The sequence below is a fragment of the Burkholderia sp. AU17457 genome (genome assembly GCF_002223255.1).
Taxonomy (GTDB): domain Bacteria; phylum Pseudomonadota; class Gammaproteobacteria; order Burkholderiales; family Burkholderiaceae; genus Burkholderia; species Burkholderia sola.
This window is the reverse complement of sequence record NZ_NKFB01000003.1, coordinates 1,717,410-1,730,951: the sequence shown is the minus strand read 5'-3', so window position 1 is coordinate 1,730,951 and position 13,542 is coordinate 1,717,410. Positions and strand designations below refer to the sequence as shown.

The following is a 13,542-nucleotide window of genomic DNA, read 5'->3' as shown; positions in this document are numbered from 1 at the left end:
CGGCAGGGCCTGGCGTGCGTGGCCGGGCGTCGACATGCGGGCGACGCCCGGTGCGCGGGTACTCAGGTGTTGTCGTCGGTCCAGCCGTCGTCGTTGCTGCCGAGATCCATCCCGCCGCCGCTGTTGCCGTCGCTCCAGTTCGAATCGTCGCCGCGGCCGAGGTCGAAGCCCGGGTCGGCGTCCTGCCGGCGGTGCTCGCCGTCGACGATCACGTCGCGTTCGACCACGCGCTCGCGGCCGCCGGACATCGCTTCGCCGAGCAGCACGCCGGTCAGGAGCCCGCCCATTCCGCCGCCGAAACCGCCGCCTTGCTGGATCACGACGGGCGGTTGCTGTTGCGGATACGGTTGTTGCGGCGGGTAGGGCTGCTGCTGATACGGCTGACCCTGGGCGCCCGTCATGCGGTCGGCTTCCTGCGCATAGACGGAGCCGCTGCCGTTCGCCGGCGCCGTGGGCTGCGCGGCCGGGTCGGGGCGGCCTTCGACACGCGCCTTCACGCTGGCGTGGCGCTGTTCGAGTTCATCGACGCGATACGGCGGCACCGGATTCTTGCCGTTCGACAGCGTCTCGACGAGCGTGCGCGCGTCGTTCTCGATCGCTTCGAGTTCGCCGGTCAGCGCCGCGGCGCCGGGCGCCGTCGACAGTTTCGCGTCGAGCTTCAGCGGCCGGATGTCGTTCAGCACGTCGGTCGCGCGCTTGAGCTGCGTACGGCGTTCATCGTCGGCGCGGCCGTCGTCTGCCGTGCGCGCGCGCCGCAGCGTCCAGCGCAGCACCAGCGCGATCACGGCGACGATCAGTCCGAGGCCGATCCACATGCTGGTGGACGGGCCGTGTTTTTCGGCCGGCGCGACGGCGGGGGCGAGCCCCGGCTGCAGCGTGCCGGCCTGCGTGGCCGACGGCGTGTTGCCGCTGACGCGCGCGGCGTCGGCGCGAATGCGCGACTCCGTCTGCGCGAAGCGCGACGCATCGGTGAAGCGCAGTTGCGGATCGAGCGATTTCGCGCGCTGCAGTTGCGCGAGCGCGTCGGACGCGCGGCCTTCGCGGTCAAGCACCTGCGCATACAGGTAGCGCGCGTGCGCGTTGTTCGGATGGGCGTCGATGACTTGCGACAGCTGCGTGTCGGCTTGCTGCCAGTTGCGCTGCGCGATCGACTGCTCGACCTGCTGCAACGACGGGACCGCAAACGCGGCGGACGACAGCAACATCAGCGAGAGGCCGAGTGCGGCGAGAGATTTCTTCATGGTCGAACCGGGCGCATGCGCCCGTCTCCTGACGATCGGTTCGCGCCGCGCGCCCGGGCCGGGGGCGCGGCGCGGTGGCCCGGCGGTTACTGCGCAGGCGTATCGAGCTGCTTCTTCAGCGCGGCGAGGCGATCCTCGACCGACGGGCCCTTGTTCAGCGCGGCGAGCTTGTCGTCGAGCGCCTTGCCGCTCGACGTGTCGGCCGAATTGAGGCGCGCGTCCGAGCGGGCGTTCTGCAGCGCGACCTTGTCCTCGAGCTTCTGAAAATCCTCGGACAGGTTCTTGCCGCCGATGCCGCCCAGCGCGCTGGCGGCCACGTCCTTCGCCTGCGCGATTTCCTGCTTGGCCTGCAGGATGTTCGAGCGCGCATTCAGGTCGTTGCGGCGCTGGCGCATGTCGGCGATCTGCCCCTTCAGCTTGTCGACCGACGGCTCGAGCGTCGCCAGCTCGGCCGCGAGCGCATCGCGCTCCGCTTCCGCGTTCGACTGGGCCGCGAGCGCCTCGCGGGCGAGCGCTTCGTCGCCGCCCTGCAGCGCGCGCTTCGCGCCGTCTTCATACTTCTTCACCTTGTCGTCGGCCGCATCGCGCTTGCTGCGCTGGGTGGCGACCTGTGCCTCGATCTCGATCAGCGAATTCTCGGCACGGCCGATGCTGTCGTCGAGCTCCCGCACGATCTGCCGTGCGTCGCGCGACGGATCCTGTACCGAATCGGCCGCATCGTTCAGCAGGCCTTTGATCGTGCGCGAAATAGAGTCGAAAAGCGACATGAAATCCTCCGTGGTTGAAAGGCGCCGCGTGACCGCGGCAATGCCCGTCGCGAGCCCGTTCCGGCCCGCGTGAGCCGGCGGATATTACACCACCGGTTCACTTAAATACGGCTTAAACGCGCGCGTTCAAGCGGCTCGCGCATCAGGACGCCAACCTTTCGCGGCTGAAAGAAAATCGCCTGCGTGCGCGGTATCGCGTGTCCATCATAGGCCGAGGATGCCGACAATACGCGCCGGAAATCACGGCATTGCGGGAATTTTTACAAAAAATCGCGAAGGCACCCGGGCGATTTCATTAAAATGCGCTGTCACGTCGCGGGAACGGATCGCCGCGCGGCGGGGTCTGTCGACGTGACAGCCGTATCTCGATGCACCCACTCTGATTCATCCGCTTGCATTTCCGCATGCGTCCGAGGGCGCCACGACCGCCCGCCATTCCGACATGCCAATTATCAAACGACCGCCTTCTTCTTCCGACAGGAACGAACCCCACTACACGCTGCGCCGTTCGCCGTCCGGAGCCTATTACCCCGATGACGACGATCGCGACGACGGCCGCCGCGCGCAGCAGCGCAGTGGCGGTGGCGGAGGGCGCCGCCGCACGTTCGGCTCGCGCGTCGCGCTGTGGTTCGTCGGCCTGTTCGCGACACTGGCGGTCGTCGGCGCGCTGATCGTCGGCTATGCGCTGGTCGTGATGGCGCCGCAACTGCCGTCGCTCGATGCGCTGACCCATTACCAGCCGAAGGTGCCGTTGCGCGTGTTCACCGCCGACCACGTGCTGATCGGCGAGTTCGGCGAGGAGCGCCGCAGCCTCGTGCGCTTCCAGGACATTCCCGACGTGATGAAGAAGGCCGTGCTGGCGATCGAGGACTACCGCTTCTACGAGCACGGCGGCGTCGATTTCCTCGGCATCCTGCGCGCGGGCGTGGCCGACCTGATGCACGGCGGCGCGCGCCAGGGCGCGAGCACGATCACGATGCAGGTCGCGCGCAACTTCTTCCTGTCGAGCGAGAAGACCTACACGCGCAAGATCTACGAGATGCTGCTCGCGTACAAGATCGAGAAGGCCCTGACGAAGGACCAGATTCTCGAGCTGTACATGAACCAGATCTATCTCGGCCAGCGCTCGTACGGCTTCGCGGCCGCGGCGCGCGTGTACTTCGGCAAGGACCTGAAGGACATCACGCTCGCGGAAGCGGCGATGCTCGCGGGGCTGCCGAAGGCGCCGTCCGCGTACAACCCGGTCGTCAATCCGAAGCGCGCGAAGGTGCGTCAGGAATACATCCTGAAGCGGATGCTCGACATCGGCTACATCACCCAGCCGCAGTACGACCAGGCGATCAAGGAAGAGATTCACGTGCGCACGCCCGGCAACCAGTACGCGGTGCACGGCGAGTACGTCGCCGAGATGGTGCGGCAGATGATGTACGAGCAATACAAGGACGAAACCTACACGCGCGGGCTGACCGTCACGACGACGATCAACTCGGCCGACCAGGAAGCCGCGTATCAGGCCGTGCGTCGCGGCATTCTCGACTACGAGCGCCGTCACGGCTATCGCGGCCCCGAAGCGTCGATCAACCTGCCCGCGGCCGGCGACGAGCGCGACGAGGCGATCGACGACGCGCTCGCCGACCACCCGGACAACGGCGACCTGCAATCGGCGGTCGTGCTGTCGGCATCGCCGAACGCGGTCGAGGTGCAGTTCGTCGGCGGCGCGACCACGACGATCGGCCCGGCCGGCCTGCGCTTCGTGTCGGCCGCGCTCGGGGCCCGCGCGAACAACGCGCTGCGCATCAAGCCGGGCTCGGTCGTGCGCGTGCTGAAGGACGGCAAGACGGGCTGGCAGGTCGTGCAGCTGCCGCAGGTCGAAGGTGCGCTCGTCGCGATCGCGCCGCAGGACGGCGCGATCCGCTCGCTCGTCGGCGGCTTCGACTTCAACAAGAGCAAGTTCAACCACGTGACGCAGGCGTGGCGGCAGCCGGGTTCGTCGTTCAAGCCGTTCATCTACTCGGCGTCGCTCGACAAGGGGCTCGGGCCGGCGACGATGATCAACGACGCGCCGCTGTACTTCCCGCCGAGCGTGCCGGGCGGCACCGCATGGGAGCCGAAGGACGACGACCAGCCGGACGGCCCGATGACGATGCGCACCGGTCTGCAGCGTTCGAAGAACCTGGTGTCGATCCGGATCCTCGCGTCGATCGGCACGCAGTATGCGCAGCAGTACGTGACGCAGCGCTTCGGCTTCGATCCGGCGAAGACGCCGCCGTACCTGCCGATGGCGCTCGGCGCGGGCCTCGTGACGCCGCTGCAGCTTGCGACCGGCTACGCGGTGTTCGCGAACGGCGGTTACAAGGTCGATCCGTACCTGATCGCCGAAGTCGACGACGCACGCGGCCAGCCGCTGCAGAAGTCGCAACCGGTGGTCGCGGGCGGCACCGCGCCGCGCACGATCGAAGGCCGCAACGCGTACGTGATGAACAGCCTGCTGCATTCGGTCGCGACGGGCGGCACGGGCGCGGGCACCAATGCGCTGGGCCGCAACGACCTGCAGGGCAAGACGGGTACCACGAACGACGCGAAGGACGGCTGGTTCGCCGGCTATCAGCAATCGCTCGTCGCGGTCGCGTGGATGGGCTTCGACCAGCCGAAGAGCCTCGGCAGTCGCGAATTCGGCGCGCAACTCGCGTTGCCGATCTGGGTGAACTATATGCGTACCGCGCTGAACGGCGTGCCCGAGCAGCAGATGCCGATGCCGGACGGCCTGACGACGATCGACGGCGAGCTGTACTACGCGGATCGCACGCCGGGCAATGGCTTCGTCGCGAACGTCGACATCAACCCGGCCGAGAACGCGATCAGCGCGAACGACGCACTCGGTTCGGCCGGCGCGGCCGGGCTGGCGCCGCCGCCCGTCACGCCGCAGGAGAAGCAGCAGATCATGGACATGTTCGAGAGCAAGTAAGCGGTACGCTGTTCTTCAGCCATGCGACGGGCGCCTTCGGGCGCCCGTTTTTTTGCGTGCGGCCGGCAGCGGAAGACGGCGAATCAGAACGACGCGCAGGCCGGCACGACGGTCATGCCGACCGATTGCTGGTGAAATCGCTCGACGTACGCTTGCCGGATCGCGGCGAGTCGTGTGCGCGTGTCGCGCGTATCGTCGGCGATGATACGGATCACGAAGCTGTCTTCACGCGTGATCGCGCCGGTCGAGCGGTCGCGCCACTGGCCGTGCGTGTCCCAGTAGGTGAGGCCGTCGGGGAAGCGCGGCGTGACCGTATCGGCGAGGAATGCCGCGCGTTCGGCATCGGTGACGGGGCCGCGCCCGGCGATGTCGCGCCCGAACAGCAGGTCGGCCTGCAGCATGCGGCTTTCGCCCGGGTGCGTGCAGGCCGCCGGTTGCGTGCTGGAGGGGGACGAGGGCGGTGCCGCACACCCGGCGAGCAGCGCGAGCGCCGTCGCGCATGCGGCTACCCGCCGCATTTGCCCATTTCGTGACGATCGACCTTCGCGCGCGCAAAACGCTGCGCGCTCAACCACTTGCGTGCGGGTCCGGCGGGTTATCAACAGGGCTGTCAACATAATCTGGGGATAACCCTAGGGTCCGCACACGCGCGATGCGCGATCAGTGCTGCAGTTGCGCGTGCGCGAGATGCATGCCGAGCGTGGCGGGGTCGGTGTTCGTGCCCGACAGCAGCACGCCGACGCGTTTGCCCTGCAGCGTTTCGCGCAGCGGGCCGAGCAGCGCGGCGAGCGCGGCCGCGCAGGCCGGCTCGACCGACAGTTTCAGGTGCGAGAACAGGAACAGCATCGCGGCGCGCAGCGCGTCGTCGGAGACGGTGACGATGCGATCGAGGTGGCGCCGGCACAGCTGATAGCTGTATTCCTCGGTGTGCGGCGCCATCAGCGAATCGGCGATGGTCTGCATCGCGCTCATCTTGATCGTGTGATTGGCCGCGAAGCTGCGGCTCATCGCGTCGGCGCCTTCCGGCTCCACGCCGTACACGTGCACGCGCGGGTTCGCGAGCCGCAGCGCGGTCGCCATGCCGGCCGCGAGCCCGCCGCCGCCGATCGGCACGATCACCGCGTCGAGGTCCGGCGTCTGCGTCGCCCATTCGTACCCGAGCGTCGCGGTGCCGAGGATCGTGTGATAGCCGTTGAACGGATGAATGAAGAAGCGGCCTTCCTCGGCCTCGATGCGCCGCACGAGATCGAACGCCTGCGACGCGCTGCCGGCCAGCACGACCTCCGCGCGGTACTGCTTGCACTGCGCGATGCGTGTCGGGCTCGCGGTATGGAACATCACGACCTTCGCGCTGCTGCCGAGCCGCATTGCCGCATACGCGACGGCCGCCGCATGATTGCCGGCCGACACGCAGGTGACGCCGGCGTTCTTGCGGGCTTCGTCGAGCGCGAGCAGGTGCGTGAACGCGCCGCGCGCCTTGAAGCTGCCGCTTGCCTGCAGCAGCTCGAACTTGAAGTTGACGTGCGTGCCTTCGAGCGAAGGCAGGTCGGCGCGCTCGAACACGGGCGTGCGCGCGACCCACGGCGACAACGCGAAATGCTGGGCGGCGATTTCGTCGAGCGTCGGAATCGGCTCGCCGTCGATCGTCGTATGGGCTGTGCCCTGTTGTTCAGTCGACATGACGTGGCGGGTGGCGGAGTGGGCCGGCCCGCACACGCGGGCCGGCGTGGCGGGAGGCAGTCAGTGCGCGTCGACCGACATGCTGCGGATGAACTTGCGCAGGAACTGCTCGCAGCCGGCGAGCTGCGCGAGCTCGACATATTCGTTCGGCTTGTGCGCCTGCTCGATGTTGCCGGGCCCGCACACGACGCTCGGGATGCCCGCGCGGGCGAACAGCCCGGCCTCGGTGCCGTACGCGACCTTGCGCTTGTCCTGGTCGGCCGTCAGCGCGCGCACGAGCTGCGTGATCGCCGCCTGTTCGGTCGCGTCGAGGCCGGGCGCCGCGGCGATCTTCGAGAATTCGATCGCGGCGTTCGGGTGCTCGCGCAGCATCTGCGGCAGCAGCGTTTCCTGCGCATACGCTTCGATGCGCGTGAAGATCTGCTCGGGATCGAGCGTCGGCAGGTTGCGGAATTCGAAGTCGAAGCGGCACTCGGCCGGCACCGTGTTGATCGCGTTGCCGCCCTGGATCGTACTCGTCTGCGCGGTCGTGAACGGCACGTCGTACAGTTCGTCGAACGGGCCTTCGGCGCGAAAGCGCTCGGCGATGTCGCGGATGTGGCAGATGAGCCGCGCCGCATACTCGATCGCGTTGAGTCCCTTCGGCGTCAGCGACGAATGCGCGGCATGGCCGCGCACGCAGCAGCGGTACGCGTTGATGCCCTTGTGCGCGATGATCGGCCGCATGCTGGTCGGCTCGCCGACGATGCAGCCCGACGGCTGCACGCCGCGCTTCACGAGATCGGCGATCATCAGCGGCGCGCCCGCGCAGCCGATCTCCTCGTCGTAGGACAGCGCGAAATGGATCGGCTTCGCAAGCTTGGTCGCCTGCATCTCGGGCAGCAGCGCGAGCGCCGCGCCGATGAAGCCCTTCATGTCGCAGGTGCCGCGGCCGTACAGGCGGCCCTCGCGGATTTCCGGCGCGAACGGGTTGCTGTCCCATTGCTGGCCGTCGACCGGCACGACGTCGGTGTGGCCAGACAGCACGATGCCGCCGTTGGTCGAACCGTCGTGCGCGGGCACGGTGGCAAACAGGTTCGCCCAGCCCTCGCGCGGATCGTGCGTGATCGTCGACGCGATGCCCTTTGCGGCGAGCGCGTCGCGTACCGTTTCGATCAGGCCGAGGTTCGGCACGCGGCTCGTCGTGTCCATCGACACGAGCTGCTTGACCCAGGGCAGGCTGACGAGCGATGCGTCGCCTTCGGTGGCGGCGGACGGCGCCGTCGTGTCGAGAGTGGACATGGCAAAACTCCGTCTGATGAATGGGAAATCATACTCAAAAACGCGCCGGCCCGCCTTCGCCGGGCGCGGTGCGGTGCAGCAACGTCGCGCCCGTCAGGATTGCGTCACCGGGCCGCGACGGCCGCGCCCTGTTTCGGGCCGAGTGCGCGCAGCGTTTCCTTGATCGTCGATACGCGGATCGCGAGGTCGGGCGAGCGCGTCTCGATGCGCAGCTTGTCCTGGCCCGCGAGCTTGATGTGGCGATGCTTCTGCACCATCTCGATGATCCGCATCGGGTCGATCGGCGGATTCGGCTCGAACTGCAGGCCGATCGCGACCTCGCTCGCGTCGATCTTCACGATGCCGAGCGGTTTCGCGGCGATCCGCAGCCGGTGCGTCTCGACGAGCGCGTGCGCCTGCGGCGGCAGCTTGCCGAAGCGGTCGATCAGCTCCTCCTGGATGCCGTCGATCGCGTCGCCGTGCTCGCAGTTCGCGAGCCGCTTGTACAGCGACAGCCGTTCCTGCACGTCCGCGCAGTAGTCGGCCGGCAGGATCGCGGGTGCATGCAGGTTGATTTCGGTCGTCGCGGCGAGCGGGGCGGTGAGGTCGGGCTCCTTGCCGTTCTTCAGCGCCTTCACCGCGTCGTTCAGCATGTCCGTATAGAGCTGGAAGCCGATCTCGTGGATTTCGCCCGACTGCTTGTCGCCGAGCACCTCGCCGGTGCCGCGGATCTCGAGGTCGTGCATCGCGAGATAGAAGCCCGAGCCCAGTTCCTCCATCTGCTGAATCGCTTCCAGCCGGCGCTGCGCCTGCTTGGTCAGCGACTGCGGATCGTGGACCAGCAGGTACGCATAGGCCTGGTGGTGCGAGCGGCCGACGCGGCCGCGCAACTGGTGAAGCTGCGCGAGGCCGAACTTGTCCGCGCGGTGCATGATGATCGTGTTCGCGCTCGGCACGTCGATGCCGGTCTCGATGATGGTCGTGCACAGCAGCACGTTCGCGCGCTGCGCGACGAAATCGCGCATCACGCGTTCGAGCTCGCGCTCGTGCATCTGGCCGTGCGCGATCACGATGCGTGCCTCTGGCACGAGCGCCTCGAGCATCGCCTTGCGGTTCTCGATCGTCTCGACCTCGTTGTGCAGGAAGTACACCTGGCCGCCGCGCTTCAGCTCGCGCAGCATCGCCTCGCGGATCACGCTTTCCTCCTCGCGGCGCACGAAGGTCTTGATCGCGAGCCGCTTCTGCGGCGCGGTCGCGATCACCGAGAAATCGCGCAGCCCTTCGAGCGCCATCCCGAGCGTACGCGGGATCGGCGTCGCAGTGAGCGTCAGCACGTCGACTTCCGCGCGCAGCGCCTTCAGCGCTTCCTTCTGGCGCACGCCGAAGCGGTGTTCCTCGTCGATGATCACGAGGCCGAGGCGCTTGAACTGCACGTCCGACGACAGCAGCTTGTGCGTGCCGATCACGATGTCGACGCTGCCTTCGTTGATCTGCGCGATCGCCGCATTCACTTCCTTCGCGGTCTTGAAGCGCGACAGCTCGACGATGCGCACCGGCCAGTCCGCGAAGCGGTCGGCGAAGGTCTGCGTGTGCTGCTCGGCGAGCAGCGTGGTCGGCGACAGCAGCGCGACCTGCTTGCCGCCGAGCACCGCGATGAACGCCGCGCGCAGCGCGACCTCGGTCTTGCCGAAGCCGACGTCGCCGCACACGAGGCGGTCCATCGGCTTGCCGCTCGTCATGTCGCCGATCACGGCCGCGATCGCCGCGGCCTGGTCGGGCGTTTCCTCGAAGCCGAAGCTTTCCGCGAATTTCACGTAGTCGCGCGGGTCGAGGGAGAAAGCGTGGCCTTCGCGCGCCGCGCGGCGTGCGTACAGGTTCAGCAGCTCGGCGGCCGTATCGCGGATCTGTTGCGCGGCCTTGCGTTTCGCGCGCTCCCACTGGCCGGAGCCGAGCGCGTGCAGCGGCGCGCTGTCGGGATCGGCGCCGCTGTAGCGCGAGATTACGTGCAGTTGCGCGACGGGCACGTAGAGCTTGCTGTCGCCCGAGTATTCGAGATGCAGGAATTCGGTTTCGCCTTCGCCGAGATCCATCGACACGAGGCCCATGTAGCGGCCGATGCCGTGCTGCGCGTGGACGACCGGGTCGCCGACCTTCAGCTCCGACAGGTCGCGCACCATCGCGTCGACGTTGCTCGCCTGTTCCTGCCGGCGGCGGCCCGCGCGGCGCCCGAGCGCGCCGTACAGCTCGGTCTCGGTGACGATCGCATAGCCTTCGCCCGGCACCGCGAAGCCGTTCGCGAGCGGCGCGACGCCGAGCGCGAAGCGTTCGTCGCTCGCGAGCCAGCCCGCGAAGTCGTCGTTCGACGCGGGGCGCAGGTGGTGTTCGGCCAGCAGTTGCAGGATCGTCTCGCGGCGCCCGGCCGATTCGACCGTCAGCAGCACGCGCTTGCCCGACGATTCGACGAACGTGCGCAGCGATGCGAGCGGATCGTCCGCATGGCGGTCGACGGTCAGTTCGGGCAGCGCGGTCGCCCAGCCGCCGGCCGGCTGCGCGGGCAGCACGACGCGTGCGAACGGCTTCGCGAACGCGAAGAAATCCTCGTCGGACAGGAACAGCCGCTGCGGCTCGAGGATCGGCCGCTCGCGATCGTGCGCGAGGAACGCATGGCGCTGCTTCGTATCGGCCGTGAAGCGGCGGATCGACGCTTCGAGATCGCCGGTGAACACGAGGTGCGCGTCCTGCGGCAGGTAGTGGAACAGCGTGGCCGTCTCGTCGAAGAACAGCGGCAGGTAATACTCGATACCGGCCGACGGCACGCCGTTGCCGATGTCCTTGTAGATCGGCGCGCGGCTCGGGTCGCCTTCGAAGGTTTCGCGCCAGCGGCTGCGGAAGGCCGTGCGCGCGGCTTCGTCGAACGGGAACTCGCGGCCGGGCAGCAGGCGCACGTCGCGCACCGGATACAGGCTGCGCTGCGTGTCGGGATCGAACGCGCGGATCGAATCGACCTGATCGTCGAACAGGTCGATCCGGTACGGCAGCGGCGAGCCCATCGGGTACAGGTCGATCAGCGAGCCGCGCACGCAGTATTCGCCCGGCCGCACGACCTGGCTCACGTGCTCGTAGCCGGCCAGCGTGAGCTGCGCCTTCAGCTTCGCCTCGTCGAGCCGCTCGCCCTGCGCGAACGCGAACGTGTAAGCGGCCATGAACGATGCGGGCGGCATCCGGTACAGCGCGGTGGTCGCGGGCACGAGCAGGATGTCGCAGCGGCCCTCGCCCAGGTCGTGCAGCGTGGCCAGCCGCTCGGACACGAGGTCCTGGTGCGGCGAGAACGTGTCGTACGGCAGCGTTTCCCAGTCGGGCAGCAGGCGCACGCGCGCGTCGGGCGAGAAATAGCGGATTTCCTGCGACAGCCGCTGCGCGTCGACCGCGTTCGCGCAGATTACCGCGAGGAGCGGCACGTCCTGGCGGTTGTCGGCGAGATAACGGGCGATGGCGAGCGCGTCGGCGGAGCCGTGCGCGCCGTCGAAGGCGAAACGCTGGCCGGGCTTGACGCGGGCAACGGGTGAAGCGAACGGGGTGGAAGCGTTATCTGGCATAGGGACGACAGGGGTGGCGTGCACGGGCGCAGCGCGGTGCGCCGGTCGAGACGAAAGACCTATTATAAAATCCGCTTCTCGATTTCATCTTTCCGGCGTTTCCCTTCGTGACTCCCCGACTTTTCGCCCTGATTCCTTGCGCCGGCACGGGCAGCCGTTCCGGTTCGGCCGTGCCGAAGCAATACCGCACGCTGGCCGGCCGCGCGCTGCTGCACTACACGCTCGCCGCGTTCGACGCATGCAGCGAATTCGCGCAGACGCTCGTCGTGCTCGCGCCCGACGATTCCCATTTCGACGCGCGCCGCTTCGCGGGCCTGCGCTTCGCGGTGCGCCGCTGCGGCGGCGGCTCGCGGCAGGCGTCGGTGCTGAACGGGTTGATGGAGCTGGCCGAATTCGGCGCGACCGACCACGACTGGGTGCTCGTGCACGACGCCGCGCGCCCGGGCATCACGCCGGCGCTGATCCGCACACTGGTCGCGACGCTGAAGGACGACCCGGTCGGCGGGATCGTCGCGCTGCCGGTGGCCGATACGCTCAAGCGCGTGCCGGCCGGCGGCGACGCGATCGCGCGCACCGAGTCGCGCGACGCGCTGTGGCAGGCGCAGACGCCGCAGATGTTCCGCATCGGCATGCTGCGCGACGCGATCCTGCAGGCGCAGCGCGAAGGGCACGACCTGACCGACGAGGCCAGCGCGATCGAATGGGCCGGCCACACGCCGCGCGTCGTGCAGGGCAGCCTGCGCAACTTCAAGGTCACGTACCCGGAAGATTTCGCGCTTGCGGAGGCGATCCTCGCGCGCCCCGCGAACGCTTCCTGACTTTCACCCCATCTAAAACCGGATTACGCATGGATTTCAGAATCGGACAAGGCTACGACGTGCACCAGCTCGTCGAAGGGCGCCCCCTCATCATCGGCGGCGTGACGATTCCGTACGAGCGCGGCCTGCTCGGCCACTCGGATGCGGACGTGCTGCTGCACGCGATCACCGACGCGCTGTTCGGCGCGGCGGCGCTCGGCGACATCGGCCGCCATTTCTCCGACGCCGACGCGGCGTTCAAGGGTGCGGACAGCCGCGTGCTGCTGCGCGCGTGCGCCGAGCGCGTGAAGGCGGCCGGCTTCACGATCCAGAACGTCGACAGCACCGTGATCGCGCAGGCGCCGAAGCTCGCGCCGCATATCGACGGGATGCGCGCGAACATCGCCGCCGACCTCGGGCTGCCGCTCGATCGCGTGAACGTGAAGGCGAAGACCAACGAGAAGCTCGGTTATCTGGGCCGCGGCGAGGGGATCGAAGCGCAGGCGGCTGCGCTGCTGATCAAGCAGGGCGGCTGACGTCCGGCCGTAGCGGCGTGGGGTTCGCGCCGCACGTCGCGCCGCCGAAATGAAAAATGCCACGCGAATGCGTGGCATTTTCGTTTGGAGCGGGCGCGGCTCACGGCCGCGCCCCGTGCAACCGCTTATTCGCCTTCGGCGGCGATCACCTGCGCGGCGGCGTTGATCACCGACGCGATGCGGCCGACGTCGCGCAGTTGCGTGACCGTCATCCCTTGCTCGTTCTTCAGCAGCGCATAGTGCGACTTCACGCAGAAGTGGCACTTGCCGACGATCGACGCGGCGAGCGCGTACATCTCGAACTTGCGCTTGTCGACGCCGCCGTGCGTCGCATACGCGCCCATCCGCAATTCGGCGCGCTGCGTCTTCAGGTCGGCGTCGTCGGCCATCTCGACATACGGATACCAGGTGTTGTTCATCCCCATCAGCGCGGCCGCCGTCAGCACGGCGTTCGTCTCTTCGGGCGACAGCACGCCGGCTTCGCGGATCGTCTTCACGAGCACCGTGCTCTTCGCCGCGATGGCCGCCGCCAGCGCCACGCCGACCGCGTCGGTGCCTTCGAGCGACGAGCGCGAGATCGTGCCGTCGAGGTTCAGGCGAATGTCTTTCGCGTAGTCGGGGATACGTGCCTTAATCGAGTCGATGAATTCCATTGATATCTCCTATGGGTTGGCCGTTAAAAAAGCCCGCAGGCAGGACG

At 68.1% G+C, this 13,542-nt stretch carries 10 protein-coding genes; 3 read left to right on the top strand and 7 right to left on the bottom strand.

Translation table 11 applies throughout. The features are described 5' to 3' along the window. Positions 1-62 precede the first annotated feature (62 nt). Complete coding sequence (locus CFB49_RS10720) at positions 63-1,241, bottom strand: tetratricopeptide repeat protein (protein ID WP_089435180.1); 1,179 nt, start codon at positions 1,239-1,241, stop codon at positions 63-65. Positions 1,242-1,327: 86 nt separating this feature from the next. Further along, on the bottom strand, positions 1,328-2,008 hold the full coding sequence (locus tag CFB49_RS10715; RefSeq protein WP_050013305.1) for a PspA/IM30 family protein: 681 nt from the start codon (positions 2,006-2,008) through the stop codon (positions 1,328-1,330). 442 nt (positions 2,009-2,450) lie between these two features. Between CFB49_RS10715 and CFB49_RS10710 the strand changes: the two genes are divergently transcribed. Further along, positions 2,451-4,973, top strand: a complete 2,523-nt coding sequence (locus CFB49_RS10710; protein ID WP_069617622.1) for a penicillin-binding protein 1A — start codon at positions 2,451-2,453, stop codon at positions 4,971-4,973. An 83-nt stretch (positions 4,974-5,056) separates the two neighbouring features. Here the strand turns inward: CFB49_RS10710 and CFB49_RS10705 are convergent, their stop codons facing one another. The 4 genes from CFB49_RS10705 to mfd all read right to left on the bottom strand — a co-directional run bounded on the left by CFB49_RS10705 (position 5,057) and on the right by mfd (position 11,509). Continuing rightward, positions 5,057-5,491 carry a DUF3574 domain-containing protein gene (locus tag CFB49_RS10705; protein WP_069617621.1) on the bottom strand — a complete coding sequence of 145 codons (435 nt, stop codon included), beginning with the start codon at positions 5,489-5,491 and terminating at the stop codon, positions 5,057-5,059. Between the two features lie 142 nt (positions 5,492-5,633). Continuing rightward, positions 5,634-6,653 (bottom strand): threonine/serine dehydratase, encoded by a 1,020-nt coding sequence (locus CFB49_RS10700; protein ID WP_089435179.1) that lies wholly within the window; start codon positions 6,651-6,653, stop codon positions 5,634-5,636. 60 nt (positions 6,654-6,713) lie between these two features. Beyond that, positions 6,714-7,934: an acetylornithine deacetylase gene (gene argE / locus CFB49_RS10695; RefSeq protein WP_089435178.1), complete on the bottom strand. Its 1,221-nt coding sequence runs from the start codon at positions 7,932-7,934 to the stop codon at positions 6,714-6,716. A 104-nt stretch (positions 7,935-8,038) separates the two neighbouring features. Next, complete coding sequence (gene mfd / locus CFB49_RS10690) at positions 8,039-11,509, bottom strand: transcription-repair coupling factor (RefSeq protein ID WP_069617618.1); 3,471 nt, start codon at positions 11,507-11,509, stop codon at positions 8,039-8,041. 107 nt (positions 11,510-11,616) lie between these two features. On the opposite strand from mfd, the gene ispD reads away from it, so the two are divergent. Both ispD and ispF read left to right on the top strand, forming a co-directional pair. After that, positions 11,617-12,327 (top strand): 2-C-methyl-D-erythritol 4-phosphate cytidylyltransferase, encoded by a 711-nt coding sequence (gene ispD, locus CFB49_RS10685; RefSeq protein WP_069617617.1) that lies wholly within the window; start codon positions 11,617-11,619, stop codon positions 12,325-12,327. A 29-nt stretch (positions 12,328-12,356) separates the two neighbouring features. Continuing rightward, positions 12,357-12,842: a 2-C-methyl-D-erythritol 2,4-cyclodiphosphate synthase gene (gene ispF / locus CFB49_RS10680; protein WP_069617616.1), complete on the top strand. Its 486-nt coding sequence runs from the start codon at positions 12,357-12,359 to the stop codon at positions 12,840-12,842. A gap of 125 nt (positions 12,843-12,967) precedes the next feature. On the opposite strand, the gene CFB49_RS10675 is transcribed toward ispF, so the two are convergent. After that, positions 12,968-13,495, bottom strand: coding sequence for a carboxymuconolactone decarboxylase family protein (locus CFB49_RS10675; RefSeq protein WP_006478562.1), 528 nt, complete (start codon positions 13,493-13,495; stop codon positions 12,968-12,970). Positions 13,496-13,542: the final 47 nt, after the last annotated feature.